Origin of the sequence: Mesorhizobium sp. Root102 (assembly GCF_001425625.1) — a bacterium.
GTDB lineage: Bacteria > Pseudomonadota > Alphaproteobacteria > Rhizobiales > Rhizobiaceae > Mesorhizobium.
In genome coordinates, this window is record NZ_LMCP01000044.1 from 276,132 (window position 1) to 301,806 (window position 25,675).

26 protein-coding genes and 5 pseudogenes are annotated in these 25,675 nt (G+C 59.3%); 9 read left to right on the forward strand and 22 right to left on the reverse strand.

Annotated features, from left to right (window positions below):
• Positions 1–329: 329 nt before the first annotated feature.
• Positions 330–923 carry a hypothetical protein gene (locus tag ASD12_RS35600; protein ID WP_244482974.1) on the reverse strand — a complete coding sequence of 198 codons (594 nt, stop codon included), beginning with the start codon at positions 921–923 and terminating at the stop codon, positions 330–332.
• Between the two features lie 92 nt (positions 924–1,015).
• Here ASD12_RS35600 and ASD12_RS33635 point away from each other — a divergent pair, with 92 nt between their 5' ends.
• The 3 genes and pseudogenes from ASD12_RS33635 to ASD12_RS25980 all read left to right on the forward strand — a co-directional run.
• Positions 1,016–1,231, forward strand: coding sequence for a helix-turn-helix transcriptional regulator (locus ASD12_RS33635; RefSeq protein ID WP_082525684.1), 216 nt, complete (start codon positions 1,016–1,018; stop codon positions 1,229–1,231).
• A 304-nt stretch (positions 1,232–1,535) separates the two neighbouring features.
• The gene (locus tag ASD12_RS25975; RefSeq protein ID WP_056593192.1) at positions 1,536–2,426 is read left to right on the forward strand and encodes an FHA domain-containing protein; all 891 of its coding nucleotides are present in this window, start codon (positions 1,536–1,538) and stop codon (positions 2,424–2,426) included.
• A 332-nt stretch (positions 2,427–2,758) separates the two neighbouring features.
• Positions 2,759–3,100: pseudogene (locus ASD12_RS25980) on the forward strand (integrase); the annotation flags it as partial.
• A gap of 75 nt (positions 3,101–3,175) precedes the next feature.
• Here the strand turns inward: ASD12_RS25980 and ASD12_RS25985 are convergent.
• The 3 genes and pseudogenes from ASD12_RS25985 to ASD12_RS25990 form a co-directional block, all read right to left on the reverse strand.
• Positions 3,176–4,207 carry an HD-GYP domain-containing protein gene (locus ASD12_RS25985; protein ID WP_056593195.1) on the reverse strand — a complete coding sequence of 344 codons (1,032 nt, stop codon included), beginning with the start codon at positions 4,205–4,207 and terminating at the stop codon, positions 3,176–3,178.
• A 444-nt stretch (positions 4,208–4,651) separates the two neighbouring features.
• Positions 4,652–4,852 (reverse strand): AlpA family phage regulatory protein, encoded by a 201-nt coding sequence (locus tag ASD12_RS33640; RefSeq protein WP_057142440.1) that lies wholly within the window; start codon positions 4,850–4,852, stop codon positions 4,652–4,654.
• A gap of 119 nt (positions 4,853–4,971) precedes the next feature.
• Positions 4,972–5,355 (reverse strand): annotated as a pseudogene (locus ASD12_RS25990) (Ti-type conjugative transfer relaxase TraA); the annotation flags it as partial.
• An 86-nt stretch (positions 5,356–5,441) separates the two neighbouring features.
• On the opposite strand from ASD12_RS25990, the gene ASD12_RS25995 reads away from it, so the two are divergent.
• Complete coding sequence (locus ASD12_RS25995; RefSeq protein WP_156388893.1) at positions 5,442–5,759, forward strand: hypothetical protein; 318 nt, start codon at positions 5,442–5,444, stop codon at positions 5,757–5,759.
• A gap of 86 nt (positions 5,760–5,845) precedes the next feature.
• Here the strand turns inward: ASD12_RS25995 and ASD12_RS26000 are convergent.
• Positions 5,846–6,151: pseudogene (locus ASD12_RS26000) on the reverse strand (substrate-binding domain-containing protein); the annotation flags it as partial.
• Between the two features lie 37 nt (positions 6,152–6,188).
• Here ASD12_RS26000 and ASD12_RS26005 point away from each other — a divergent pair.
• Positions 6,189–6,769, forward strand: a pseudogene (locus ASD12_RS26005) (glucoamylase family protein).
• Positions 6,770–6,831: 62 nt separating this feature from the next.
• Here ASD12_RS26005 and ASD12_RS26010 read toward each other — a convergent pair.
• The 8 genes from ASD12_RS26010 to ASD12_RS26045 all read right to left on the reverse strand — a co-directional run bounded on the left by ASD12_RS26010 (position 6,832) and on the right by ASD12_RS26045 (position 15,095).
• Entirely contained in the window at positions 6,832–7,278 is a 447-nt protein-coding gene (locus ASD12_RS26010) for a pyridoxamine 5'-phosphate oxidase family protein (RefSeq protein ID WP_056593223.1), read from the reverse strand.
• 341 nt (positions 7,279–7,619) lie between these two features.
• The gene (nuoB, locus tag ASD12_RS26015) at positions 7,620–8,159 is read right to left on the reverse strand and encodes an NADH-quinone oxidoreductase subunit NuoB (RefSeq protein ID WP_056593224.1); all 540 of its coding nucleotides are present in this window, start codon (positions 8,157–8,159) and stop codon (positions 7,620–7,622) included.
• Between the two features lie 11 nt (positions 8,160–8,170).
• The gene (locus ASD12_RS26020) at positions 8,171–9,685 is read right to left on the reverse strand and encodes a nickel-dependent hydrogenase large subunit (RefSeq protein WP_056593225.1); all 1,515 of its coding nucleotides are present in this window, start codon (positions 9,683–9,685) and stop codon (positions 8,171–8,173) included.
• A 20-nt stretch (positions 9,686–9,705) separates the two neighbouring features.
• Positions 9,706–11,157 carry a hydrogenase 4 subunit F gene (locus tag ASD12_RS26025; protein ID WP_056593226.1) on the reverse strand — a complete coding sequence of 484 codons (1,452 nt, stop codon included), beginning with the start codon at positions 11,155–11,157 and terminating at the stop codon, positions 9,706–9,708.
• Complete coding sequence (locus ASD12_RS26030; protein ID WP_056593227.1) at positions 11,154–11,816, reverse strand: hypothetical protein; 663 nt, start codon at positions 11,814–11,816, stop codon at positions 11,154–11,156. The genes ASD12_RS26025 and ASD12_RS26030 overlap by 4 nt, the downstream gene beginning before the upstream one ends.
• Entirely contained in the window at positions 11,816–12,772 is a 957-nt protein-coding gene (locus ASD12_RS26035) for an NADH-quinone oxidoreductase subunit H (protein WP_056593232.1), read from the reverse strand. The genes ASD12_RS26030 and ASD12_RS26035 overlap by 1 nt, the downstream gene beginning before the upstream one ends.
• Complete coding sequence (gene hyfB / locus ASD12_RS26040) at positions 12,763–14,784, reverse strand: hydrogenase 4 subunit B (RefSeq protein ID WP_156398655.1); 2,022 nt, start codon at positions 14,782–14,784, stop codon at positions 12,763–12,765. Before hyfB ends, ASD12_RS26035 begins: the two co-directional genes overlap by 10 nt.
• Positions 14,781–15,095: a helix-turn-helix transcriptional regulator gene (locus tag ASD12_RS26045; protein ID WP_056593462.1), complete on the reverse strand. Its 315-nt coding sequence runs from the start codon at positions 15,093–15,095 to the stop codon at positions 14,781–14,783. The genes hyfB and ASD12_RS26045 overlap by 4 nt, the downstream gene beginning before the upstream one ends.
• A gap of 270 nt (positions 15,096–15,365) precedes the next feature.
• On the opposite strand from ASD12_RS26045, the gene ASD12_RS26050 reads away from it, so the two are divergent.
• Positions 15,366–16,136 carry a fused MFS/spermidine synthase gene (locus ASD12_RS26050; RefSeq protein ID WP_056593239.1) on the forward strand — a complete coding sequence of 257 codons (771 nt, stop codon included), beginning with the start codon at positions 15,366–15,368 and terminating at the stop codon, positions 16,134–16,136.
• Positions 16,137–16,193: 57 nt separating this feature from the next.
• On the opposite strand, the gene ASD12_RS26055 is transcribed toward ASD12_RS26050, so the two are convergent.
• From ASD12_RS26055 to ASD12_RS26075, 6 genes are all read right to left on the reverse strand, one after another.
• Positions 16,194–16,664: a BA14K family protein gene (locus ASD12_RS26055; RefSeq protein WP_056593247.1), complete on the reverse strand. Its 471-nt coding sequence runs from the start codon at positions 16,662–16,664 to the stop codon at positions 16,194–16,196.
• Positions 16,665–16,774: 110 nt separating this feature from the next.
• Positions 16,775–16,939 (reverse strand): DUF3309 family protein, encoded by a 165-nt coding sequence (locus tag ASD12_RS33645; RefSeq protein ID WP_082525686.1) that lies wholly within the window; start codon positions 16,937–16,939, stop codon positions 16,775–16,777.
• Positions 16,940–17,243: 304 nt separating this feature from the next.
• On the reverse strand, positions 17,244–17,417 hold the full coding sequence (locus ASD12_RS26060; RefSeq protein WP_056593465.1) for a CsbD family protein: 174 nt from the start codon (positions 17,415–17,417) through the stop codon (positions 17,244–17,246).
• 402 nt (positions 17,418–17,819) lie between these two features.
• Entirely contained in the window at positions 17,820–18,200 is a 381-nt protein-coding gene (locus ASD12_RS26065) for a response regulator (protein WP_056593253.1), read from the reverse strand.
• Entirely contained in the window at positions 18,184–19,239 is a 1,056-nt protein-coding gene (locus tag ASD12_RS26070) for an HWE histidine kinase domain-containing protein (RefSeq protein ID WP_056593256.1), read from the reverse strand. Before ASD12_RS26070 ends, ASD12_RS26065 begins: the two co-directional genes overlap by 17 nt.
• A gap of 211 nt (positions 19,240–19,450) precedes the next feature.
• Positions 19,451–20,557, reverse strand: coding sequence for an HWE histidine kinase domain-containing protein (locus ASD12_RS26075; protein ID WP_156398656.1), 1,107 nt, complete (start codon positions 20,555–20,557; stop codon positions 19,451–19,453).
• A 797-nt stretch (positions 20,558–21,354) separates the two neighbouring features.
• On the opposite strand from ASD12_RS26075, the gene ASD12_RS26080 reads away from it, so the two are divergent.
• Positions 21,355–21,660, forward strand: coding sequence for a cupin domain-containing protein (locus tag ASD12_RS26080; protein ID WP_280139600.1), 306 nt, complete (start codon positions 21,355–21,357; stop codon positions 21,658–21,660).
• A gap of 108 nt (positions 21,661–21,768) precedes the next feature.
• Here ASD12_RS26080 and ASD12_RS26085 read toward each other — a convergent pair whose 3' ends face one another.
• From ASD12_RS26085 to ASD12_RS26095, 3 genes and pseudogenes are all read right to left on the reverse strand, one after another.
• Positions 21,769–23,727: an ATP-binding cassette domain-containing protein gene (locus ASD12_RS26085; RefSeq protein ID WP_280139599.1), complete on the reverse strand. Its 1,959-nt coding sequence runs from the start codon at positions 23,725–23,727 to the stop codon at positions 21,769–21,771.
• Positions 23,728–23,953: 226 nt separating this feature from the next.
• Positions 23,954–24,694: pseudogene (locus ASD12_RS26090) on the reverse strand (YoaK family protein); the annotation flags it as partial.
• 136 nt (positions 24,695–24,830) lie between these two features.
• The gene (locus ASD12_RS26095; RefSeq protein ID WP_056593278.1) at positions 24,831–25,103 is read right to left on the reverse strand and encodes a helix-turn-helix transcriptional regulator; all 273 of its coding nucleotides are present in this window, start codon (positions 25,101–25,103) and stop codon (positions 24,831–24,833) included.
• A gap of 99 nt (positions 25,104–25,202) precedes the next feature.
• Here ASD12_RS26095 and ASD12_RS26100 point away from each other — a divergent pair, with 99 nt between their 5' ends.
• Both ASD12_RS26100 and ASD12_RS26105 read left to right on the forward strand, forming a co-directional pair.
• On the forward strand, positions 25,203–25,415 hold the full coding sequence (locus tag ASD12_RS26100; RefSeq protein ID WP_056593281.1) for a hypothetical protein: 213 nt from the start codon (positions 25,203–25,205) through the stop codon (positions 25,413–25,415).
• Entirely contained in the window at positions 25,412–25,624 is a 213-nt protein-coding gene (locus ASD12_RS26105) for an alkylphosphonate utilization protein (protein WP_056593284.1), read from the forward strand. Before ASD12_RS26100 ends, ASD12_RS26105 begins: the two co-directional genes overlap by 4 nt.
• The last annotated feature ends 51 nt before the right edge of the window (positions 25,625–25,675 follow it).

The window sequence follows — 25,675 nt, forward strand, 5'->3', positions numbered from 1 at the left end:
CTCTCCGGACACTTCCGGACATACTGGTGGCGCATGTCGGGTGCGCCAGTTTTATACTGTGAAAACAGCCGGTTAGCAAGACCATGTTTCTCTGCGAAGGGGCCGGGAAACACGTGGCGGAAGCACCACGGAAGCAGTCGGCAGGATGTTCGGGTTAGCTATAGCCCGGACGCTACCCAGTCAGCCGCCGGCTTCCCTTCAAACAAACCAGCGATTTCGGCAATAGCTACGCGTATGGCCGTGACGATGCTTTTGCACAACGGCCAGTTTCAACAGGCCCACGTTGGGGAATTTGGCACCGCGCCAAGCCTTGGACAGCCTAGCGAGATTTATAAAGCGGAGTCGCTCGACCGAGCATCCTCGTCCGCAAGCGCCCTGACGAGCTTGCAAGCATCCTGCCAATAACGCGCTGCATCAGCCCTTGTCGAGGCGCGGTCCGGCCGATAAGGAGGCAATTCGCCCGCAACGGCTTTGAGGTCACGAAGCACCGAAGTAATATGCGGCCACGGGAAGTCAGTCGGGTCACCGATATCTCGATCTGCGCCGACGATCATCTCCAACTTGGCTATGACACCAGCGAGCGACGAAGCCGTCACCTGGGGGATATTATCTTGAAGCTTTAGAGTTGCGGTCATCGCGAAGACCTCGGCCTCCCGCGCAATCGCATACGCCCTTGGATCACCGAGAATGTGCTTCGCTCGGCCTTTCGTTCGCTGCAGGGAATCTCCGGTCAATCCCCGAATACTGGGATTGACCATTATTCGGCTCTCCAGCCGCTGCTGCGCGCGGCATAACACCAGGGAGACGTACCGAGCCATCTGCCAACCGTTCATCAGCTGGAGTGCGTCGTCGTGTAGCACTGCAGTTTGCGGCTGCTTGTCATGGCAGGTTGCGACGAGAACATTTGGCTTTGTCGTCGACACGGTATGGCCTCCTTCAAAAGGCGAATTTAACCAACAGCTAATACATATTATAGTTGATAAACCTAAAGTGTGTAAACCTCGATTGTCGACGCATGGACATGCGTCAGCTTGTTGGAAAAAACTTCGCTCGTATTAGGCGAGAGAAAGGCCTGACGCAGGAGGAGGTCGAAGCACGCTCCGGATTCAGTCAGCAGTATCTAAGTAGCCTTGAGCGCGGCCGGCGAAATCCCACCGTGATTACTCTCTACGAACTTGCCCAAGCGTTAGGAGTAAGTCACTTGGAATTGGTCAAGCCAGACGGCTCCTAGTCCTGGCATAGTTACGAGCTGCTCGCGAGCGAGCGTTGAACGGACCTGTAGCGACCGAGCGGCAGCTTCGCGCCGCATGTCGGACGTCAAGATCGGCCTCGCCGCCTCCTGTGAACCAGCCGCTGCTTTCTATCTCAAAAGCCTTTGCCGGTGATATGATTTGGAGAGATGAGTGAAGCATACACCCGTCCGTCCGTGACGATCGCCCGAAGCATGGCCCCGGTCTCCCAGCGCTCAAGTAGATATGTTGCAGGCAACCTCGTGTGTTATACACGCTGGGCTTTTCGGGTCGGACACAAGATCGATGGATCAGGAAACGCTTCTTGCCGCAGTCCTCTTAGCTGATGTCGTGGGCAGCACGCCCCTCTATGAGCGCATCGGCGACGATGCCGCTTTGCTGCAGCTTTCGGACTGCCTGGACGCAATGCGGGCGATCGTCTCCCAATACGGCGGTGATTTCATCTACTCGAAGGGCGATGACGTACTCAGCCTCTTCGAGAGCCCGGAGATGGCGCTGGCGGCCGTTTGTCAAATCAGCCACCAACTGACGAAAGGGCCGTTGCTCGCTCGTATCGGATTGCATTTCGGGCGGGTCATTCGCGCGCGGGGCGCGATATTCGGTGACGTTGTCAATGTCACCGCAAGGTTGTCCACCACGGCCAACCCCGGGGAGGTGCTGATCAGCCAGAGCTTCTTCGAAGCCCTTTCCGCGGGCAGCCGCAAGGGCCTGCGGCTCCTCGACAAAATGGACTTCAAGGGAAAGCAGGAATTTTTCGATGTCTATACCCTGTGGAGCAGCAATGGGGTCCTCAATACTCAGGTCGCCACCCGTGGCGCCACTACCGATAGGCGCTCCGTCCCGCCGCGGCAGATTCGTCTGGTGATCCGCTATAGAGATCAGTTGCGATCGTGTCGAAACAACGAATCCGTGACAATCGGCCGATCTGCGGAATGCAATATTATCGTCGAGCGGCCCTGGGTGTCGAGGCGCCACGCGACCTTCACCATTTCGAATGGCAGGGCCCGGCTTGTCGAACGAAGCTCTTCGGGCACATTTGTGTCGATGGGACCCGGCCATGAAGTATTCGTACGTCGCGAAGATATTCTCCTCTTCGGCTCCGGCGTCATCTCGCCCGGACTGAAGTCTTCACTCGGCGACGCCCAGGTTCTTCACTACGAAATTGTCTCGGACTGACCCGGCCGGGAGCCGCGACCGGTTTCGAGCTGGTTCGCTGACGCCGTCGATGTCGCGCCCTATCTTTTGACAGCCATTGAGATCAACCCTTCACAGCTGGGGGCCAAGGACGAGCCTAGGAACGTCTGCTTTCAAAGTTGGACTGCGAAAAGCTGACCTTCCGTTTCCGGCCCCCAAGCTGCAATGCCGGCGATCCCGTTTCTCATCCGGCTAATCAAGGCCGAGGAGAACTTACATGGGGTCACTCTCAATACGATGATGCTAGTCGCGAGCGCGCAGCTTGGAACGCTGGCAAGAAGGTTGGACCGAAGCGGCCACTCACGCACAAGCAGATCTCGGCCGTTCGCGCCTTTCTCGACCGCGAGAGACGCGTTCGAGACCGTGCATTGTTCGATCTTGCAATCGACAGCAAGCTTCGCGGCTGCGCCCTGGTCAAGATCAGAATTCGCGACCTCGTTGCCGGACCGGAGATCAGGACTCGTGCGCTCGTCGTTCAGCAAAAGACGGGGTGCCCGGTCCAGTTTGAGATCACCAGCGACGTCAGGGCCAGCCTTCTGGTTTGGCTTGAGAGGCGTAGAGGCACGATCGAGGACTATGCCTTCCCGAGCCGGATCGATCACGCGAGGCAGTACGCCCGCCTGGTCGACGAATGGATGACGGCGATTGGCCTGCGCGATCTGAACGTGTAGCGTTCAGTATTGAGATGTGACACCTTGGCGGCGGGCTCAACCGTGCGCGCGATAAGTGAATTAGAAGTTGTTCAAGTCCGCCTGAGCAATGTCCCCCATCTCATCGGTGGTTTGCAGGGTTTGATCTGGTCCGCTCGGCCACCTCAGGCCCATGCAATCAAAGAACTGTTTTAAAAGCGCTCGATCGAAATGACCGCTCCACGTCCCCATCATCTCCGCGGCAGCCTCCGGAGTGAAGCCCTTCTTGTATGGCCGAATAGACGTCAAGGCATCGAAAACATCGCAAATCGCGACAATCCGTGCCGCGGCACCGACCTGTCCGTCTTTTAAGCCATCCGGGTAGCCGGATCCGTCCAGCTTTTCGTGATGATGAAGGCAGATTTTTCCCACGATTTCCGGTAGACCCTTCGTCCTCGCCAGCATTGCATATCCCTCGCGCGGGTGGGTCTGCATGACCGCCATCTCATCAGCCGTGAGCTTGTCGGTCTTGGTCAGAATGGCAGTCGGGATGCGAATCTTTCCGATGTCGTGTAGAAGACTGCCAACGGACAGTATCCGGACCAGATTACTGTCAAGCTTGAGATGTCGCGCGAATAAGCCGACAAGGGCACAGACTGCTACTGAATGTTGAAAGCTGATCTCGTCCTTTGTCTTGAGCTTGGTGAGGTTCAAGACGCTTGCCGGGCGAGTGTACAGGAGCTGGTCGACGACATCGACAACCGCTTCCACTTGCTGCCGGTCAATGCATATTGATGAGGCTGCGTTGCTGAAGATCGAGCGGACCATCCCGGTCGCCTTCGTCAACGCCGCCCCAGCGTTGGCGGGCGTTGAGCTCCCATTGGGTTTTGGTATCTCGGCCGTCGAACTGGTCGGCCCGATCCCCGTCGAACTGGTCGGCCCGATCCCCTTTGAAAGATCGATGACAAGCGTCGTTACGGAACTTTCGCGAAGCGTCTCCAGCTCGGCCGGGCTGGATAGTTTGAACTGGCTGGCTGCAAATGGGCTGCGTAGCCATTGCTTGCCGAACCCATGAATAAACATGCCGAGACGGGCATCATTCTTGTCGATCTGAAGAAGCGTGGAATTCGTCATGCAGTGCTCGCTCGGTTGGCCTTTCGCTCGAAATCGTCGGAGCGACCAAATGCTTGGCTGGGGCGTCCACTTGAAGGCATAGCGTATACCTGCCTGGAAATTACTCTCTCGCGGCTCTCAATCCTCGTCGCCGTTCAACGTTACGGCATGTTAGTAAACTTTCCTTACTCTATTGAGCAGGCGACAAGATCTTCCCGCAGTCATCCCGGTACCATACGAGAACGCTCGGTTCGATTTCGGCCCCGGCTCTGCCGATCGGCCTAACAGGACAAATAGCGAGTCTCGGGTGCTGACCGCGGCGTGGAGAACGTCCGACAACGGGTCGGCCGCAGAACGGCAGTTGTTGGCCCAAGGTCAGCCAAAAGCCGCCAGTCCGGAGACGGCCGCATATTGGACATCCATCAATCGGCAGATCGTTGGTCAGCTCCGGACAGTAGTGGCGCGTTATTTCATTCGAACACACCAGCCGGTGGGACTCTCAACCCATCGATTGACATCGGATTCGTGCCAGCCCGCCCCGTTGACGCTAATCCTGATCTGAGCCGGGAAAGTGCCTTCGGCGATCTTGCGATAGATGGTTGAACGGGACAGGCCGGTCCGGGCAAGGACGGTTTTGAGGCGTATAATACGATCCGGCTCGGGCATAGCTTACCTGCACCTCACTGGTTGTTGCTGATTTCTGCTGGACAGAACCCATGCCGGAGACAATCAGGTTTGTTGCCTCGGCCGCCTGCGGGGTGGAAACGGCGGCAAATCGGCATGCCTTAGATTCCAATGCCTCTCCCCTTACCGATGCCGTGGCTGAATGCGAGTTCCGCCCCGAGTCGGCGGCCGGAATCGACGTTGATGCCAAGCTCGTGTTTGCGGTTTGCCAGTAGGGATTCAAGTTGAGGATCGCGTTCAAGGCTCTTGGCCATCTCGGACATGGCAGAACGCGTTGACTTGTAGCCGGACATGTCGCCGGCCTGATATTGTTCCTGTCCCGTACGGTCGAGCTTTTGCCAACGTTCCACGAACCGGTCGGCGCGGCGGCCGGGATTGATGTCCATCCCGGTGCGGATTTCCGTTTCAAGCTGGAGAGCAAGCACGGTGCGGCTGACGCGGCCGGCCCCCGCCTCCCGCACAAGTTCGGGATTTTTCACATAGCTCCACCCGCCCCCTCTGGATGCGGGAGAGAGCGGCGGAAGTCCTCATCTCGAAAGCTACCGAGATGAATGGGACGCAGAGGAGCCTTTTGGACGATCTCGCCACCATGACGGCGGACCGTGGCCAACTGGCAATCCGTGCCCGTATCCTGGCGGTCAGGCCTACGGAAGATATTCTATTTGCCGACCTTCATGCGCTGCTGCTGGACTTCGATAGCTTGCCGGCGGAAAGCCAGGATGGAGATGATGTCGACGACATCGGTCCGTTCATTTCTTTGAGTATTAAGCTTGGGCGGTCCCCGCGACCGGATTTTTTCGATGAGGGTATCTTACAAACGAGGGGAGGCATCCGTCCCTCCGTATCAGGAACCTTTCCGAAGACTGGCTGGGCAACCGCATCTAGGTAGCTGTCGGGAATGAAATATTCCAAGGCCGGCCTTCTATCCAGTCCATGGCTCCCGGATCGGCGCCTCGCTGGCCAGCCGCGCCGCCGTCACCCCACCACCCCCCTCACGCTCTCCCCTTCCACCAGCGGGCACTCCAGCTTCGTAATCGGATACCGCCCCCTTCCCGGCGCCGCCGGCGCTTCCAGCTGTTCGATCGCCCATTGGCCCATCGCCCTGTGCGGCAGGATCGAGGTGGTCAGCGGCGGGAACAAGTGGCGGGCGATTTCCTCGTCGTCGTAGCCGACGACGGATATGTCTTGCGGAATGTGCAAGCTGGCTTCCTTCAGCGCTTCGTAGCAGCCGATCGCGGTGCGGTCGTTCTGGCAGAAGATGGCGGTCGGGCGGTCTCTCAGCGTTTGGATCGATCTTCGCGGCGTGCAGGACGCCTTCATGCGCAGCAAGGGAAGCGACTATTTCGAGAACAGCCGGCGAGCCACACTGGTTCAGCACCGCTACGCCATCGAGAACCCGCGAGGTTTGATGACTACGGCGAACATTGCTGGGGCATTACCGTGAGTGATGGCCCCGGCCCCTGCACACTCAAGTTGAAGGGCATCGAACGTAGATTCCTCTCCTATGCCGCGCGTGGCGTTCCCTACGGTCCCGACGACGGCACGCTCGCTCCATGGGCAGTCGTTGCGTCCTTGCCGTTCGCTCCGGAAATCGTGCGGCCGACGATCAGCTTCTGCATTCACCAGGCCAAGCTCAAGGCCGCCAAAGCCTATGGTTTCAAGGCGGCATTCAATCCGACGCATCAGGGAACGGCCGGCAGCGCCTTTGATTGGTGGATCTCGCCCTCGCACTTCGGCCTCGATGAAGGCCCGGTTGTCCTGATGATCGAGAACGAGCGCAGCGGGCTCGTGTGGCGGTTGATGCGCTCGTGCTCCCATAGTCGCAGCGGCCTGCAACGGGCGGGATTCGAAGGCGACTGGCTGAGAGAGTTCGATCAGGAACCGACGCCAGCTGCTTGATCGGCTTGGACGCGCTGCGGAATGCGCCGGCTGCCAACGGCTGCGCGTAGGGTGGAAACAGCCTACTCACTGGCTTCCCGGCCAGACATCTCTTCTATGACTATCCGGAAGAAAACGTGCGGCAAGCTATCTGACACGGGAGGCATGACAGGCTTGAGCGCGCCGGGCTCCCACCAGTCCGCGTGCTTGCTCAGCACTGACCATGCGTGATCGCGCTGAAGCTTGTGGCCGATCTGGTCAGGCAGTTCTTCGAAGCGGCCGTCGACAATCACGCTTCTCCATCCGCGTCCCTGGGTGTGTTCGACGATCTGGACGCAGACCAGGGAGTTGGCCCGCATCCAGTCGATCTTCTTGCCCGGCAATGAGAACGCGTAGATGTGACTGTCGGCGTAGGCGTAGTTGAAGCAGACGACGTAGGGCTGTCCGTCCTTTGCGCATGCTAGATGGCCGACACGATTGGCAGCCAGCAACTTCGCGCATTCCAAAGTGGAGAACGTGCGGATCAGCATCGATGCGACCCTCCTATTTTCTCGCATTTCACGCCTTGGCAGCTGAACGCGCTATGACGTGGATCAAATTGGCGCGTCTGTTTGGTCAGCAGGAGTCCAGCCACTCTTTCGGGACGCAGCAATTAGCAGGTGCCGCCAGACCGACCGCGAGGGACCTGGCAGATGGCTGACATAACGACGGCCGGACCGTTGCTCCACCAGGTCGACCGCTTGTTCATGCGGATCCGGGCGCGGGATTGGCGGGATTGCTACTAGCAAGATTCCAAAAATCACCAACTCAAGGCTACGCATTGGATGCATGCAGCGACAAGGCGGACCTGGAAAAACCTCCGCATCAAGATTCAATCTGGGAGCACACCGGCCTTTGAATTTACACCCTCAAGCAAGCCGAGCAGGCCTTTCAGGATTTCGATTGGTGGCGGCGGACAGCCTGGAATGTGCAGATCGACCGGCAGCACCTCGGATACGCCTCCCACGACCGCATAGCTGCCAGCGAAACAGCCGCCGTCCTTGGCGCAGTCGCCAATGGCAACCACCCATTTGGGGGCTGGTGTCGCGTCATAGGTACGCTTCAGTGCCTCGCGCATGTTCTTTGTGACCGGGCCCGTGACAAGCAGCACATCGGCATGGCGCGGCGACGCGACGAAGCGGATTCCGAAGCGTTCGACGTCATAGAAGGCATTGCTCAGCGCGTGCATTTCGAGTTCGCAGCCATTGCAGGAACCGGCGTCTACCGCCCGGATCGATAGGCTGCGGCCCAGCCGTTTGCGGGCCGCGCCGTCCAGAGCGCGGGCGAGTTCCTCGATCGCCGTCCGGCTCGCCTCGGGCGGACGCTCGGTGAGAGGGGTCCGTGCGAGGCCTTCGAAGAGGTGCTTGCGCATGACAGAATGCCTTAGAGATCGTGCCCGGAATAAGAGCAGTTGAACGATTTGTTGCAGAGCGGAAAGTCGGCGACGATATTTCCCTCGATCGCTGCTTCAAGAAGCGGCCATTGAAACCATGACGGGTCACGCAGGTGACAGCGCTCGACAATGCCGCTCTTGCCAATGCGCAGCCAGGCCAGAATGTCGCCCCGGAAACCTTCTACGAGCGCCATGCCTTCATATGGTCCGCCTGTCTGCGCAAAGTCGATACGGATCGGCCCGTCTGGCAGTTGTCGCAGGATTTGTTCGATCAGGGACAAGCTCTGCTCGACCTCGTGGATGCGAACCCAGACCCGGGCGTTCACGTCGCCCTCCTGAAGGAGAGGCACATCGAAGGTGAGCTCGCCGTAGGGAGGGTATGCGAGACCGCGCCGCGCATCGAAGTCCCGACCCGAGGCCCGGCCGACATACCCTCCGGCGCGATACTGTCGAGCGAGTTCCACCCTCAGACGGCCGGTTGCGACTGTCCGATCCTGCAGCGACGCCGTATTGTCGTAGAGTTCGACCAACGCGGGAAAACGCTGCCTGATCTGTGCGATCAGGGACCAAATCGCGGTCGTCCCCTCATCACTCAGGAAGCTTGCCACCCCTCCGGGCACGATGCGGTCGCGCATCAAACGATGGCCGAAGGCGGCATCGCTTGCCCTCAAGACGCGCTCACGCAGCACCCCGCAGTGGGCATGCATGAGCGAGAAGGAGGCGTCGTTGCAAATGGCGCCGATATCGCCCACATGGTTGGCCAGACGTTCCAGTTCGGCCATGAGCGCTCGCAGCCAGACCGCGCGTGGCGGAACCTCGACGCCCAGCGCCGCTTCGACCGCACGAGCAAAAGCTAACGAATACGCCACGGTACTGTCACCGGAGATCCTGCCCGCCAGTTTGGCAGCGCTGTCGATATCGGACCCCGCCATCAGGCCTTCTATGCCCTTGTGCGCGTATCCGAGGCGCTCCTCCAGCCGGACGACCGTTTCGCCACTCGCTGTGAATCGAAAATGCCCCGGTTCGATGATGCCGGCATGCACAGGCCCGACCGGGATCTGGTGCAGGCTAGCCCCTTCTGCAGGCAGGAAATGATAGGGGGATGCAGTCGGAGAGAACGTCCGCTGTGTTCCCAGTGGATAGCTGACACCCCACTGGCCATGATCGAGCCACCGTCGTGTATCGGGTGCGCCCTGGGGCAAGAGTCCGAACAAGTCAGCGGCTGCACGTTCGAGCCGCAATGCGGGCGGATGCCGTCGGCCGACTGATGGGTAGCGCCCATCCGGACATACCAGGCTGACAACGCCGATGTCCCTGGCACTTTCATCGAGAAGCGCCATGTGGACGACACCTGGCTCACCCCAAAGACCGAGCAAGCCCCAGTGACCCTCGACAAGTTGTTCAACAGCAAAGCTCCACATTTTCGGAGCCACCACGGCGCGGGCCCACGGAAAATGGTTGTCGACACGTTCGCCGGCAAGGATGAGGTCGATCAGAGCGGGCATGCTTCTTTCTCCCTTCGGCTTCATCCCAGAAGATTGGCGACATGCTGGAACCATGTGACCAGTGGTGGCGGCAGATAGATGCCGGCGGCGAACACCAGCGCCAGGTGGGAATACATCGGAATATAGGACGCCTTGGCGGGCGCAGCGCTACCTCGCGGTTCGCCGAAAGCGACACCGGTCAACCGAAGCAGCAGGGCGCCGAAAGCGAGCAGAATCCCGAACACCAACGGCATCGCCAAAAAAGGGTGTCTTGCAAATGTCGAACTCACGACCAGGAATTCGCTCATGAAGATGCCGGACGGAGGGAGGCCGGCAATGGCGACGACGCCGATGACGAGCGCCCAGCCAAGCGCCGGATGCGTCTCCGTCAGCCCCCTGATCTCGGTTATGTTCTGTGTTCCCTTGATTTGTGCGATGTGTCCGACCGTGAAGAAGATCGCCGACTTGGTCAGGCTGTGCATCACCATGTGCAGCAGGCCGGCAAAGTTGGCGAGCGGGCCACCCATGCCGAAAGCGAACACGATGATGCCCATGTGCTCGATGGAGGAATACGCGAACAGACGTTTGATGTCGCGGCGGCGGTAGAGCATGAAGGCCGCGAAAACAAGCGACGTCAGCCCCATCGTGATCATCAATGGCCCCGTCGCGATCGCTTCCGGGCTTGCCGCGAGCAACATCTTGAAACGCAACACGGCATAGAGCGCGACGTTCAACAGCAAGCCCGACAGCACCGCGGAAATCGGCGTCGGGCCTTCCGCGTGCGCGTCGGGCAGCCAGGCATGCAAGGGCGCAAGGCCAACCTTCGTACCGTAGCCAAGCAGCAGGAAGACGAAGGCGACATTCAGCAAAGCCGGGTCGAAATGTGCCGCGTGTGCGATGAGCACGGTCCAGACCATGGCATTCGTGCCCTCGCCAACAACTGGTTGCGCGGCCATGTAGACGAGGATGGTGCCGAACAGGGCCAGCGCGATGCCGACGCTGCCCAGGATGAAATATTTCCAGGCGGCTTCCAGCGCTGCATGCGTGCGATAGATGCCAACCATGAGCACGGTGGTCAGCGTGGCAAGCTCCACCGCCACCCACATCAAGCCGATGTTGTTCGACACGAACGCCAGGTTCATGCCGAACATCATGATCTGGTACATTGCATGGTAGAATCGCAGGTTCGACGCGGTCAGCCGTCTGGTATCCAGTTCGTGCGCAATGTAGGAGGCGCTGAAGACGCTGGTCGTGAAGCCGACAAATGCATTGAGCACGATGAAAACGATGTTGAGATCGTCGACGAGCAGGTATTGACCGGGCAGCGGCCGATCCGTGACGAAAAGCGACATTGCGGCGAGCAAGGTCAGCAAGCTGGCGGCGACATTGAGGCCAGCCGCCAGCCGGTAATTCGGCAGCGCCGCCAGAAGCGCGGCCGCGATGACTGGTATCAGCAAAATGGCGGCCACCGCATCGAGGGAAAACGCGGTCAACGGTGTTCTCCCCTGTAGTCGTCGAGCGCGCCGACATCCACTGAGTCGAACCTCTCGCGGATGCGGAACAAGAAGACTCCGATGACGATGAAGGCGATGAGGATCGAGAAGGCGACACTGATCTCGACGACCAGAGGCATGCCCTTGGCCCCTGTGGCGGCGAGGACCAGGCCGTTCTCGAGCGACATGAATCCGACAACCTGGCTGACGGCGTTTCGACGGGTGACCATCACCAGAAGTCCCAGCAATATGATGGACAGCGCGAAGGCAAGATCCTCGCGGGCGAGGGGGTCGGCGTCGGGAGTGACCCGCAGCATCAGGACCATGGAGAGGGTCACCAGACCTATTCCGGCAAGCATGGTCGGACCGATCCCGACGGCTGTCTCGATGTCGCGATGGATACCGAGCCGTTGAATGATGCGGTGAAGCCCGACTGGAATGACGATCGCCTTGAAGATGAGGGCGATCGCCGCCGTGACATAGAGATGATGGGCGTCCTGAATGTAGGCCTGCCAGGCCACTGACAGGGCGAGCACGATTGCATGAAGCGCGAAGACGTTGATCAGGGCAAAGAGGCGATCCTGATACAGCATCATGAAGCTGACCAGCACCAGGCCACCGGCGAGCAGATGAGCGATGTCGAAGGTGAGGCCGTTCATCAGAGGCTCCGTGACACGAACAGCAGGAGCGTGCCGAGCAGAGCCAGCATGAGCGCGGCTCCGAGGAAATCCGGGACGCGGAAGACACGCATCTTGGCGATGGCCGTCTCAAACAGGGCGAGGAGAACGCCACTTGCGGCAAGTTTGCAGATGTAGAAAATGACGCCCAGGACATAGGTCCAGGGTCCGGCCCCGGCGGTTGCGAGCCCCCATGGAACGAAGACACAAGAAATCAGCGAGACGTAGAGCAGAAGCTTCAGGAAGGCTGCGAAATCGATCATAGCCAGATGGCGACCGGAATACTCCAGGACCATCGCCTCGTGGATCATGGTCAGTTCCAGATGCGTCGCGGGGTTATCCACCGGCACGCGGGCATTTTCTGCGATCGCCACTATAACAAGAGCGATCAGTGACATTCCGAGCGATACCCGCAGGCCGACCTGTGGCGAGCCCATGAAGGCTGCGACCGTGGACAGTTGCGTCGCTCCGGCAACGAGTGCCAGGCTGAAAACGATCAGGAGCATGGCGGGTTCGGCCAGAGAAGCGATCATCACCTCGCGGCTTGCGCCGATGCCGCCAAAGCTCGTGCCGACGTCCATCGCCGCAAGCGCCAGGAAGAACCGTGCGCTTCCAAGCAGCGCGACGATCGCTATGAGGTCAGCGGTCCAACTGAATTTAAGGCCGGTAGCGAACGTCGGGATGAGCGCAGCGGCGACCCAGGTGGCGGCAAAGATCAGATAGGGTATGACGCGAAACAGCCAGGATGCATTGTCGGCCAGAACGACCTCCTTGCGCATGAGCCGCAAGAGATCGCGATAGGGCTGGACGAGAGGAGGACCCTGGCGGCGCAAGAGTCTTGCCTTCACCTTGCGGACGAAGCCAGTCAGGAGCGGCGCCAGCAAAAGCACCAGCATCATCTGCGTGCCTTGAACCGCCAACTCAAGGATCAGGGCCATAGTGCGAGCACCAGGAGCAAGACAATGAGAAAGAGAAAGACAAGGGTCAGGTAGCGCCTGATCGTCAGGAACTGCAGATGGTTCAGATGGTCGGTCGCAAAGTCGAGGGCCTTGCCGATAGGCAGATACAGCGTCTCCCAGATCACATCATGGATTTCCAGATTGAAACGAGCCGGACCGGTTTCGCCGGGTGCCGGCATTTCAACCCTTTCGGTCGCACGGAACACGAATGTGCCGAAGACCCGGCGGATAGGCTGTGCGAAGCTGACGCCCGTGTACTGCGAGCCTGGGACCGTGTCCGCGAAGCCGCAACCCCAGGCTGGACCTCGACGCAGTGCGTGCGACGCGAAGCGATGGATGACATAGGCCGCGGCGGATGCGGAAATGGCGATGAATACAAAAACCAGCAGGCCGTTGTAGGAACTGCGGCTCTCGGCAATCGGCACGATCGAAAGCCAAGGCTGCGCCATCTGCACCGGCATGCGGCTGCCGATGAGCGAAAGCGTCACGGGGGAAAGGCCATCTATGACAAAGCCCGGCAGAATGCCGGCAAGCAGACAGAGCGCGGCAAGGATGAGCATTGCCGCCAACGAGTAGCGGTCAGCTTCGTGCGCGTGTTCCACCGCCGAGGTCCGTGGTCGGCCCAGAAACGTAATTCCGAAAGCCTTTACGAAGCAGGCCGCGGCCAGCGCCGCCGACAGCGCCAGCAGGCCGCCGACGGCGGGCACCATCACCTTCAGGCCCCATTGCGGCAGATCCGGGCTCTGCAGGACAGCCTGGAAAGCAAGCCATTCGGAGACGAATCCGTTGAAGGGCGGAAGCGAGGAGATCGCCACGCAGCCAACGAGAAAGACGAAGCTGGTCAGCGGCATCCGATGGATAAGACCGCCCAGCTTCTCCATGTCCCGTTCGCCGGTTGCCGTGAGCACGGCGCCCGCGCCAAAAAAGAGCAGGCTTTTGAAGAATGAATGGTTGAGAACGTGGAACAGCGCGGCGGTAAGCGCCAGCGCTGCAGCCGACGGCATGGCATTCGCCTTGAAGGCGAGCGCGAGCCCAAGGCTTACGAAGATGACGCCGATGTTTTCAATGGTGCTGTAGGCAAGCAGTCGCTTGAGATCATTTTCCATCAACGCGTAAAGAATCCCCAAGACAGCGGTGAGACCTCCGAAGAAAAGGACGATGACGCTCGACCACCATGTCGGTTCACCGAGCAGGTCGAAGATAACGCGGATGAAGCCGTACACGGCGACCTTGGTCATGACGCCGCTCATCAGAGCCGAGACATGGCTTGGCGCGGCCGGGTGAGCGAGTGGAAGCCAAACGTGTAGCGGAACCAGACCAGCCTTGGAGCCAGCGCCCAGCAACATGAGAGCCAGGACGAAAGTGGCGACGAGCGGGGTAGGCCCCGCGGTACGCATCGCCTCGAACGTGTAGTTTCCGCCCGAGCCGGACAACAAGCCGAACGCAAGCAGCAGCGCGAGCGTGCCGAAGCTCGCCATCACGAGATAAATGTAACCCGCCCGTGCATTGTCCTTTTCGCGATGGTGGACGATGACCAATGCCCAGGAAGAGAGCGACATGAATTCCCAGGAAAGCAGGAAGGTGAAGGCGTCGTCCGCGAGCACGACCAGATTCATTCCGGCGAGGAAGGCAGGGAAGAACGGCAGCACCCGGTGCGGCGAGGGCTCGTGGCTGCCGTAGCCGAGACCGTAAAGGCTGGCCATGGCGCCGCCGAAATTGATGACGACGAGGAAGAAGGTCGAGAGCGCATCCAGGCGGAAATGAGCTCCAATCCAGGGCAGCCCGACCGGCAATACGGCAGTCGACGGGGTGATGGGGTCTTCGAGGATGCGGCTCACGAGAACCAAGAGCGCGGCGGCCGAAATACCGAGCGTCAAGCCGTAGACGAGGCGTGTTCCCGAGTCCGGTGTGCGGCTCAACGCAATCGCAAGCACCGCTGTCCCCAGGAGCGAAGCAACGCCCCATAGGAGGACCGCGGCGTCCAAAGTCACGCCACGCTCCTCGCAGCGAATTTGGTGCCCGCATCGACACCGCCCAGAATTTTGGCGGGGTCGAAATCCGCTTTAAGCCGCACGCCACGTCCACCGATCTGGCTGGAAGCGCCCTCGGCGATCAGCTCGACGCCGGAAAGGTCAAGGGCTCCAATCAACTTCATCAGGGAATCGACGTTGCCCCGGATAATCGATTCGCTGGCTTCCATGCGCTGAATTGTCGGCACCGAAAGGCCGGACAATTCGGCCAGCCTGCGCTGGTCAATGCCAAGGAGCGCCCTCGCGGCACGCAACTGTGGAGCAGTTATCACGGGTCGCATCCCTCATTGTTAACTTTGAGATATTGTCCCTGCCGGTTGCAGCATATATTAAAATGCGGTGCATTCAACAAATGATGCGTGACACATCTATCCATGTGCCATGGGAACCCGCGCGACATGAGCCGGAATTGGACGCTCCGCGGTGCTCGGCAAGTGCAAAGCGGGCCTGCAATGACGGCGGCAGCGAAACGCCCTGGCAAAAGGCCGCTCGAGAGACGAGTTGTGCGGCGGATTTAGGAATTTGACAGTGGTGACCAGGTCATGATCCGGGTTGCGAAATATCATACCGATTTCGGCAACATCGAGGTTCTGCGGACCAAGGATTCCGGTTCGTTCATCTATCGCCAAGGCGGTTGCTATCAAAGCGAGTGCGACCCCAATGGCATCAGCGTCGTGCCCTATATACACGCAATCTTTGGTCTTCTCGCGCAAGCGGAAGTGTCCGACGTCCTGATGATCGGTTGTGGCGGCGGCAGCCTGGGCACGATGCTGGACAGGGTTGGCGTGCATGTCACTATCGTCGACATCAACCCAAAGGCTTTCCAGATCGCACAGCAATATTTTGGGTTGCCTCGGGGCGTTCACTGCTGCACTTCCGACGGGCGGGATTTTTTGCGCGCCGACCGTCATCGCTACGACGCCATCGTTCTGGACGCATATTCCGGGCGGCGCATTCCGGATCACCTGTGCGCCGAGACATTCTTCGGTCTGGCGCAGACACGTCTCAAAAACTCATCCGGCATGCTGATCGGGAATGTCCATGCTCGCCACGACCTTGACACCATGCCGGATCGGGTTGCCGCGAAACTCAGCAATATCTGGGCGAATGTCAGACTGCTCGATACCCGCGGCGCCTCGGACCGCAACGCGCTCGTCATGGCAGGCAAGGTGCGTGATCTCGTCCAGCCGACGATGCTGGTACCGCCGTCGGTCGGCGCTGACGAGATCGCGCATGACCTGAGCCTCCTGGCGTTCAGACCCTGGCATGTGCCACGCCGAGCAGCGCAAAGCGTAGGGCGGGACGCCAGTTAGAGGCTGGTCCTCTCGTGTGCTTCAGGACCAGCCCAACGAATGGCACGCGGCGGAACTTCAATAGGGCGAATGACACTGCCGACGCGGGCCGTTGTAAGGCTGGAAGGTATTATCCGACGCGCGATACGACCTGTAGTGGTCGTAGCACCACTGCACATGGGCGTTGCCTCCGTAGACACGGTTGTTCTCGCTGTTGACGATTGCGCTGCCGATCAGTGCGCCGGCGGTAAAGGCAGCAAGCGGGAACCAAAGGTCGCCGTGCCGGCGATAGCCCCGATGGTACTCGCGGTAGCCGCGGTGGCCGTTCCAGTACATGCCGTCGTTGTGTATAACACGGCGATGCACTCGGTTGCCGTGGCGACGTATCCACCGCGGGTCGCCGTTGCGGGCTTCCACAGTATGAACGTCGCTTGAAGCTGACGGCGCCTGGGGTACGAACATCTCCACGGCATTGGCCGGCAAGGCGGCGGAAGCCGCGAACGAAGCCGACAATGCGCCGGCCAGTATGCCCGACATGATCTTGTTCATGATCTTCTCCTAGAGGGGATGGTTACCCCTTGTGTGTGTGAGCGATTAAGTGGGTATGCCTGTGCCTGTATTAAATTCGTTGAGAAGCGGGCGGAATTTTCGCCACGGACTCAAACTCGTCCCATGAGAACCAAGACGATGACGACGATCAGAATCACGCCAAGAATACCGATGCCGCCGTGGCCGAACCCGTAGCCGTATCCACCGAAGCGGCCACTAAATCCGCCGAGCAGGAAAATGATAAGCAAGATGATAAGTATGGCTCCAAGCGACACAGAATCTTCTCCTTTGATGCCTTTGGTCGGACCTTGCCGACGATCACCTTATTCCCACAAACTCGATTAACTGGCCTTTCAATGTTCGAATGGCCATGCGTGCACCAACTGGCTACTTGCCTTCTACGGAGGCACCGTCTTTACCGATACTCACAGTAATCCTGGTTTGCTGCTCTCTGTAGAGCTGATAACCTACTACAGTCACAGCGGCCGGGAGCGCGCCGATTACCAGATAGAGTATGTTACGGTTCATTAAGAGCGGCCTCTGTCGATTTGCGATCTAAAGAATTGCCAGAAATAGTGCTTATTTCTCCTTGATGACGTCTTTGATGCCGCCGACGGCATTCTGGACCTTGCCTTCGAATTTGTCGGCCTTGCCCTCGGACTCCAACTTGGCGTCACCGACCGCCTTGCCAACGGCCTCCTTTATCTTCCCTTTTACGACCTTCGCAGACCCGATTACCCTGTCTTTGTCCATCATCCATTCCTCCAACTTTCTCTTCTGCTTGATAAAGTTATGAGCAATGCGCCAGTTGTCTTTGATTTCGATCAAGCGAACTGCAGACGCAGCGCGCCTATGCCAGGGCACGGGATTGCGGAGCAAGCAGGGCGTCGGCAGCCGACACGGTCAATGCCTGTGCGTCTCACACAAGCTACATACCAATCCGGCATCCGCGACTTAGGCACTTGGGGCCGCCTCAAGCTGGCGATCCCCTCGAAAAAACCGCAACCTGCCCAAAGCTTCCGCTTGGTGGATCGAGAATTGTCTCTGAGCTTCTGCACGAACACCATAGTCGAAGCCAGCGATATGTCTTCAAACGTCAGCGGTGCCATTCACGCGTCAGTTACGCGCTGCACTGGTGGTTTTTCGGAATGTGAGTTATTTTGGTGCCGAAAGCAGACCAGTAAGCAGCTCTTCCAGCGCGACATAGGCAATGGGCTTCACAAGCAATGGTCGCTCCCGGTCGCCCTCCCTGAGACCGCCGACACCGTAGCCCGTCGCGAACGCAAACGGCACGCCGCGCTCGGCTAGGACGTCCGCCACAGGGTAGCTTCTGACGCCATTCAGGTTCAGGTCGAGCAGCGCGGCATCAAAGTGCTGGGCCTCGATGAGGGCAATGGCTTGCTCATTTGTTGCGGCCGCGATGACGACGTCGCAACCGAGATCGGCAAGCATGTCCTCTATTCCCATAAGGACGAGCATTTCATCCTCGACGACCAAAATCCGCTGACCGGTGAGGATCTTACTCACCACGATCATCGCGGGGTGCTGCCATGTCGATTGTGCAGATCACGCCGTCCTTGGGGTAGTGCAGGTGCACCGTGGCTTCCAGTTCATGGGTAAGGCCGTCTTCGACCACCCGGGAGCCGAAGCCCTTTTTCGAGGCCGGCGTCACCGATGGTCCGTCCTTCTCACGCCAAACCAGAATCAACCGATCGCCAGATGGTTTCGGCTCTTTTGTCCACGACACCATGATCGATCCGCTATCGTTGGAGAGCGCACCATGGGTCACCGCGTTTAGCACGAGCTCGTGAAGTGCGATGCCCAGGGCCAATGCGCGCCTGGGGGGAAGGCGGATATCATCACCAGTGACCTCATATCGCCTTGATCGGTCGCCGCCGACATTGAACGGCTGCAATGCATTGTCAACAATGTCGCGCAGCCCGGCCCTCCCCCAATTCCCATGGGCCAAAAGGTCATGTGACCGAGACAGCGCGGCAATGCGTAACGCGATGAATTCGCGGGTGGCCATTGGATCGACGTTTTTTCGGAAGGCTTGAGAGACGATCGATTGCACCGCCGCGAGCATGTTCCTGACTCGGTCGTTCAACTCATCAATCAGAGTCTCCGACCTCGCCTGCTCTTCCTTATGTCGTGTGAGATCCACAAACGAGGCGAAATGCTGGACGGTGTCGCCGCTCTCGTCCTGCACCGGACTGATGAAGACGTCGGCCCAGAACGTACTGCCATCCTTTCGGCGGCAACAAATCTCCGCTCCCCTGCACGAACCTTCCTCAAACTCGGCCTTTATCGTCGCCAGCGGTGCAGTGTCGGTCGCGCTTGCCAGAACGAAGTTGAAGTCTTGCCCTAAGATCTCGTCGCGCTGGTATCCGATGAGGGAAATGAAGCTGTCGTTGGCAAAGATGATTGCATTGTTGGCCTGCTTGGCATCAGTGAAAACCATCGGCATTCTGGTGGTTTCGGCAGCGACGACGAAAGGCCCAAGGTCTTCCTTGAAGCCTTCAACGTCGGCTTCGGCGTCGTCCTGTTGCTCAGAAGGTGAAGGTGTTTCCGACATTCTTGGTTGGCTCCGGGCAAGGCCGCTACGAAAGTCGGGTGGGTAGAAACCCCAGCGTCCTCGCTGTTAATTGACGGTGCGGCGAGCACTGCAAGACTGTAACCGCCTGCTCCCCCGGTTTGTTCCCTTTCTGAAGCCGTTGATCCAATGGCGCTGGCCACGGCAAGTTCGAGCGCCGCTGCATTGGGATATGAACTTCGCCGCTATTGTCTCAGCTGGCGCGAAACGTTCGTAAAAGGGCCAGAGGAATCTCGAGTCGGTAAACGACGCCCCCCGGCTCGTATCGCACCCGGACATCGCCGTGAAGCTGAGTGGCAAGAGCGCCGAGCAGACGCGTTCCAAAACTGCGCCGGGTCGGCTCCTGGACCGTTGGGCCACCCGATTCCGTCCAGGTCAGCGTGAATAGCTGGGTCTCTTCATTGACCGTCGAGGCGATGTTGACGCGTCCGGTCTCGCTGGACAGTGCGCCATATTTGACCGCGTTGGTGCACAACTCGTTGAGGGACATGGTGAGGGGCAGAATCGCCCCCGGACCGATCTCGATCGGCGTATTCTGAACAACAAACCGTTGAATCTCGTGGCGATCGAAAGGCTCGATGGCAGCGCTGACAACATCAGCCAGTTCCGCGCCGGTCTCACTGGCTTGGAGCAAAATGTCTTGCGCTCTGCCCATGGCGACCAAACGGCTCGAAATAGCTTGTCGCCCTTCTTCCAGGGTCTCGGCTGTGCGCAAGGTCTGCGACGCAATTCCGACGACCATCGCGAGCATGTTCTTCATGCGATGATGCAACTCATCCAGCAGAAGACGTTGCAATCGCTGGGCGGCCTCGTGCTCGGCGGCTTCGATCCCAGCCTGCGCCATCAGGCGAGCGGAATCGAGCCGGGCTTGTCCCAGCATATCCCGCAGAGCGGCGTTTTCAGATTCGACAATGCTCTTGCCGGGATGCAAAGCCTCGCGATCCCGCAAGGCCGCGATCACGAACAAGCCGTCTGGGGCCTGATATGGGCTAAGGCTTATCTCGCTCTTGAACTCGCTACCGTCCTTACGACGTGCGAAAAGCTCAAGTCCCCCGCCCATCATGCGCGGTGTGGGTTCGAGCATAAACCGGTGCACATGAGCCGCATGACTGTCGCGGTACCGCGCTGGCATAAGCACACTATGGGGCTTTCCGATGAGTTCCGGCGGGCTGTATCCCAGCAGGGCCTCAACCCGGCTATTGGCAAAGAGAATGTGTCCGGTCCGGTCAATGACGACTACGGCGTCTGGACTTGCCTCGTAGAACTCTCCGAACGGGACCTTATCCACCAGCTGAGCCATAAAAATTAGGTCGGGAGACAGTAGATCCACAAGTTAGCTGGACTTGGACGGCTGCGGCTTCGCGCATCAATTCTGAAATCAGAGATTTCCACTGCATCCGGTGCTATCCTGACGTCGCTTGTCACCCCCGTTTGGCCACAAGACTGGCGCAAAGGGCTTCGCCGACAGGATAAGCGGGTTCAGCGCGGTGCGTCAACTTGGCCTGCTGCCAAGCACCGGGGGGGGAACCTGGGGCGTTTGGCACCGCATAACCAAGAACGCGGCACGGTTAGGAGGAGCAGATCTCCTTAACTGCACATGCCAGCGAACCGAGGTCGATGTAAGTCCTCACCAGGAATTACCCGAGGTGGATTGGATACGCTGGCTCCTTGCACGCCCAGAAGCCCCCTCTGGCGCCGATTGGGTGCGCTTTCTCGAGACACTACGGTCCACCGGCGCCAAACCCGACACGCCGCGCGAGCGCCTTCGAGTTACATGTTGCTGGCCGGCCGAACCGGAGGCGATGCGCGATGCGCTGGCCTCTGGTGCAGCTTGAGTGGAATGTCGGCCAAAGATGCTCGGATCGGTCTGACGGGGCACCGATAAGCCACCGAAAAGCCAATGGCACGGCTCTTCAGCAGCGTCGCCGCCATCTTGGCAACGAGGTCTCTTCCATGGGCGCCCCCCCCGCCGTCCTTGTATTAGCACACGGCCAAACCTCGCACTAAACCTCGATATATGAGCCCGCGCCGCCATACGTCTCAGTTTCCCGCCAATGACGTCCCGCCCCGGGTCGAGATGAACGTTGGCGCCGCGCGCTGCAGGGGGACCTTGAGTCGGGGCAGGACATTGGGATGGAAACGCACAAGACCCGCGACCAGTTCTTTCGGGTCGAGAAGGGCAAGGGCGAGATTGTCATCGACGGGATCACGCACAAGTTAAAGAGCGGCGACGCAATCCTTGTGCCCGCAGGCGCTTCTCACAATCTGATCAATGTGGGTGCGAAGAGTCTGAAAGTCTATACCATCTACGGTCCACCAAATCATCGCGACCAGCTGGTCCAAAGCAAGAAGTCGGTCGCCGAGTTGTCGTCGGAGCATTTCGACGGCAAGACTACCGAGTAGCGCGCAACGGTATGGACGCCGTGGTAACGGCCCTTGCGCTGTCCACCTGCTCGTCATTGCAGTGGATGCCTCGCGAAAACGGCGCGCAGCGTACCCGATAAAGTAGAGCTATCCTTGTCCGCTGGGCCGCGGCCGCACATCTTCGCGCTCTTTTGCCTTGGGAACTGGCATCACCCGCGCCGGACCCACGGGACCGCCTTTCGTATCAGCGAGCGGCTCCTTTCTGGTGGTGCCGTTTGCGATGGTGACCACGCTGTCGTAGAAGCCCTTGCCGGTGACGGATATCGGAGGAGTGGCATCATGCATGATGCTGATCACCGTCGCGCTCGGACAAGCATCCTTGATCGCCTGGTGGAAGGCAACCGTGGCGTCGGGGTCGAGGGCGCTCGTCGACTCATCCAGAAACAGCAGACCCGGCTGGAGCAGGAGTATCCGCGCGAGTATGATCTTCTGCTTCTGACCGCCGGAAAGAAGCTGGTCCCAGCTATGCCCGTTGCGCCCCTCCTGCGCGAGGTCGCCGGCGAATTCGGCAAGGCCTGCCTTGGTCAGCGCGACGGCGACGTCGACATCCGAATGGGCCTCAACTAGATCAGGCATGCAAATCAGTTCTTTGAGGGAAATGGGGGGTAGGTTCACATCCTGAGCTGCATAAAGACTTCGCACGCTCTCGGGCAGAATTGTCGTACCGCGACCATGCGGCCAGAGGCGGTTGATGGCCTTGAACAGAGACGACTTGCCGCTGCCCGACTCTCCGACGAGCAAGGTCCATTCTCCTGGCTTGAAGTGGTGCTCGCCGGTCCTGATAAAGGGCGCATCATCGCCCTCATGCATCAGTTCCAGATCGTCGAGGGTCAGGCCAAGTTTGGGATCCTGCGTGCTGTAGCGCAGTTCGGAAAGGCCGGTGCGCGCGTAGAACTCGCGCGGCCGTTGCACATCCTGGATCGCCCTTGCAAGTTCGGTCAGGCGACCTGAATTCGCCTTGAGCGTCGATATGTCCGGCATAACGTGGATGAACCAGGAACAATCAATTATCAGGGCGTTCGCCAGTTCCGCCCCCGTGATGTAGACTTGCAGGCTGATCTCGTTGTCGACATAGGGCAACAGGCCCGGCGCGTATGCAACAATCCGAGAACCCAGGAAATTATAGAAGAGCTCAAAAGCCATGTACCCGGAGACCAGCTTGTTGAGCCTCGCCCAGGTGCGATCAATGTCGAGATAGCGGCGTTTGTGGATGCCCTTCTGCGCAATCTCGCCCGAGGCGGCGGCAGTGTAAAAGCTGTTGTGGAGAAGCGTGTTCAGCGCGCCGCGGTAACTGCCCTCGGCCCTCTGCATTGTGTTGTCCAGCACCTGCAACACACCTCCCAGCTTCGTCGCGACGAAGGTTGCAATCGGGACGTAGGCAACGACGGCAACAAGCGTCAGGAAGGCGCTGCCATAGCCGCCGAAGAAGGGCAGCCCATCAACCGGAGCGGACGTTTCGACGATCTTGCGGCCAACAAAGACAAGTGACAGCAGCACCCCCGCGATACCCATGGCGACGCCAATGGCACCGCCGGCCATTCCCTTGATCGATTCCTGGACACGCTGATCAATATTGTCGGGAACCGGGATATTGGGCGGTATGGCATGGGTGGCGCCATGTTGGAGGTGATAGTGCGTATGGTTGCTGTCGAGCAGGGCATCGTTTAACCGCTGATCAAGCCACGCACGCCACCTTCGGTGCAGCGTCGTCGAGAAATAGTGGCGGACGGCGATGAAGCCTACATCCTTGAGCACCACAATCGCGGCAAGTGTCGCGGCGCTTTCCAGGATAGTCCTCAGCGTCGCGGGATTTTCAGGACGGTGAAGAAGAGCGATCGCGCTGACGAGCTGGCCCGACACCTCTGCAAACCAGACACTGGCCAAGGCCGACAAGGCTGTAAGTATGATGATGACCGACGTCAGCCCCCATGCCTCCGGCCATTTCTTCGATCGCCAGTAAGCGGCCATCAGGCCGGAGAAGCTGCGCATCGAGGAAACCGGAGTTGCCGGCTTCTGCTCCACCGAGCGACGGCTCAACCAGCGCAACGCGACCTCCCGCCGTTGATGAGCGGGTGTCCACGCACGCAACGCTCTTCGCATATGAAACAGGCTCTTCCCCCCGACAGGATGAGGGGCACAAAGAGGGAGAATCTGTACAAGGCATGTCGGGTGACGCCAAGAGACAATTTGCTGTCGCCGATATGGTGCCGGATTGCCGACGGCCAAATCCGGCACGTGGCAAAGCTCCATGGGGCTACTGCCAGAGCCGCCTCATGCGAACGGAGACATCCTCCAGGACTGGCATGGACGCCAGCACGAGGAGAATGGCAGCGAGAAACAACGTCACCGCAAAGCCGACGTGTTTGAAACCCACGGCGCCCATGACGCCGCCGATAAAGAACAATGCGACAAGCGACGCAAGCAGCCTCAGCTTCCTTCGATCCGCTTTCACGAACAGTTCGTCCGAGTCATTCCCCGAGATGTTCCAATAAAGCAGCTTGCCGAGTTCGATGCCCGTGTCGGTCACCAGGCCAGTGACATGCGTTGTCCGGATTCTGGCTTCCGACAGCTTGGTGATAATGGCGTTCTGCAACCCCATGATGAAGCAAAGCAGCATCACCGTCATCGGCACGAACAGCGCTTCGTGACGTGCGAGATGGCTGCCGAGCAGACCGAAACAGATCAGCAGGATCGCTTCCAGGACAAGCGGGAACGCGTATTCGCTCTGCAGGCCCTGCCGCCTTCCCCAGTTGACCAGGACCGCCGAACAGGCCGCGCCGGCGACAAATGACAACAAGGCCCCCAATCCGGAAAGCACCAGCCCGACATTGCCGAGTGCCACGTGGTCCGCCATCGACGAAACGATACCGGACATGTGCGATGTGTACTGCTGAACCGCCAGAAAGCCGCCAGCATTGGCGGCTCCTGCGATGAACGTCAGAAAACGAGCGAGATGCCGATCAGTTCGTTCGCTTCGTTCCTTTCCGGTCAACCGGCGCAAATACAGAATCATGAACGAACCTTGCCTTTCCGTGCGGAAAAGCGGGACCGCATGCTGCCGTGCCGGGAGAGGCTCATTGGGTGTTTCTGGAAGAAAGGGAAGTTGAGGGACGGTGAATGTGTGGCGCAGAAGGTGTACTCAGTATGGTCTAGTTCGGCTTGCCCAACGGCGCATCGGGATGCCGGAACCTGACGCCGCGGCCGCCGTCGTCGCTGCGCACATGTTCGCTGAGTAGTTCGACGCCGGCGCGGTTCAGCGCGTTGATCACTTTCATCAAACTATCGACAACGCCTCGCACGTTGCCTTGGCTGGCTTCCATGCGTTGGATCGTTGGAACGGAGACACCAGCCATTTCCGCCAGGGTCTTCTGGTCGATGTCGAGAAGGGCGCGGGCGGCACGAAGCTGGAAGGCTGTGATCATCGAGGTATCAGTGTCTGGGTATGAGAAATGATAATCTCGATGGTATCATTGATGCATGAAACATCAATACAAAACGAAAAAGAATGATCTGCCCTTGGCATGGCGAGCCTCGGCGATTATCGTGTCTGTATGACTCAACGCTACAAATCCTGTCAGGAGCCGGCTGGCACCTGGATCGTCAATGATGCTCTTACCGGCCGGCCAGCCGAGATGGGCAGCAGAACCATCGTTGGAATGAACCGGCAGGATGCCGAGGAAATCGCCGATCTTCTTAGCAAGCTCGATGCACAAAGACGGGAAACAAGATCATGAGGGTCAAAGACAGCAATGGCACCCCACTGAGCGAGGGGGATTCCGTCACGGTCATCAAGGATCTCAAAGTCAAGGGCACCTCCGTGACCCTGAAACGTGGAACGCTGATCAAGAACATCCATCTTACGGGTAACGAGGATGAGGTCGAATGTCGGGCTGAAAAGGTCAAAGATCTGGTTCTCAGGACGGAATTCCTGAAGAAAGCTTAGAGGGCCAGCCCTTCTATGGGCGATATTGTCTGAACCTTGCCCGAGCGTGCG

Coding starts and splice junctions, on each gene's coding strand:
- ASD12_RS33635 (WP_082525684.1), top strand. CDS start 1,016: ATGGACATGCGTCAGCTTGTTGGAAAAAACTTCGCTCGTATTAGGCGA.
- ASD12_RS25975 (WP_056593192.1), top strand. CDS start 1,536: ATGGATCAGGAAACGCTTCTTGCCGCAGTCCTCTTAGCTGATGTCGTG.
- ASD12_RS25985 (WP_056593195.1), bottom strand. CDS start 4,207: ATGACGAATTCCACGCTTCTTCAGATCGACAAGAATGATGCCCGTCTC.
- ASD12_RS33640 (WP_057142440.1), bottom strand. CDS start 4,852: ATGCCCGAGCCGGATCGTATTATACGCCTCAAAACCGTCCTTGCCCGG.
- ASD12_RS26010 (WP_056593223.1), bottom strand. CDS start 7,278: ATGCTGATCCGCACGTTCTCCACTTTGGAATGCGCGAAGTTGCTGGCT.
- nuoB (WP_056593224.1), bottom strand. CDS start 8,159: ATGCGCAAGCACCTCTTCGAAGGCCTCGCACGGACCCCTCTCACCGAG.
- ASD12_RS26020 (WP_056593225.1), bottom strand. CDS start 9,685: ATGCCCGCTCTGATCGACCTCATCCTTGCCGGCGAACGTGTCGACAAC.
- ASD12_RS26030 (WP_056593227.1), bottom strand. CDS start 11,816: ATGAACGGCCTCACCTTCGACATCGCTCATCTGCTCGCCGGTGGCCTG.
- ASD12_RS26035 (WP_056593232.1), bottom strand. CDS start 12,772: ATGGCCCTGATCCTTGAGTTGGCGGTTCAAGGCACGCAGATGATGCTG.
- ASD12_RS26050 (WP_056593239.1), top strand. CDS start 15,366: ATGATCCGGGTTGCGAAATATCATACCGATTTCGGCAACATCGAGGTT.
- ASD12_RS26055 (WP_056593247.1), bottom strand. CDS start 16,664: ATGAACAAGATCATGTCGGGCATACTGGCCGGCGCATTGTCGGCTTCG.
- ASD12_RS26060 (WP_056593465.1), bottom strand. CDS start 17,417: ATGGACAAAGACAGGGTAATCGGGTCTGCGAAGGTCGTAAAAGGGAAG.
- ASD12_RS26065 (WP_056593253.1), bottom strand. CDS start 18,200: ATGATCGTGGTGAGTAAGATCCTCACCGGTCAGCGGATTTTGGTCGTC.
- ASD12_RS26070 (WP_056593256.1), bottom strand. CDS start 19,239: ATGTCGGAAACACCTTCACCTTCTGAGCAACAGGACGACGCCGAAGCC.
- ASD12_RS26075 (WP_156398656.1), bottom strand. CDS start 20,557: ATGGCTCAGCTGGTGGATAAGGTCCCGTTCGGAGAGTTCTACGAGGCA.
- ASD12_RS26095 (WP_056593278.1), bottom strand. CDS start 25,103: ATGATCACAGCCTTCCAGCTTCGTGCCGCCCGCGCCCTTCTCGACATC.
- ASD12_RS26100 (WP_056593281.1), top strand. CDS start 25,203: ATGGCGAGCCTCGGCGATTATCGTGTCTGTATGACTCAACGCTACAAA.
- ASD12_RS26105 (WP_056593284.1), top strand. CDS start 25,412: ATGAGGGTCAAAGACAGCAATGGCACCCCACTGAGCGAGGGGGATTCC.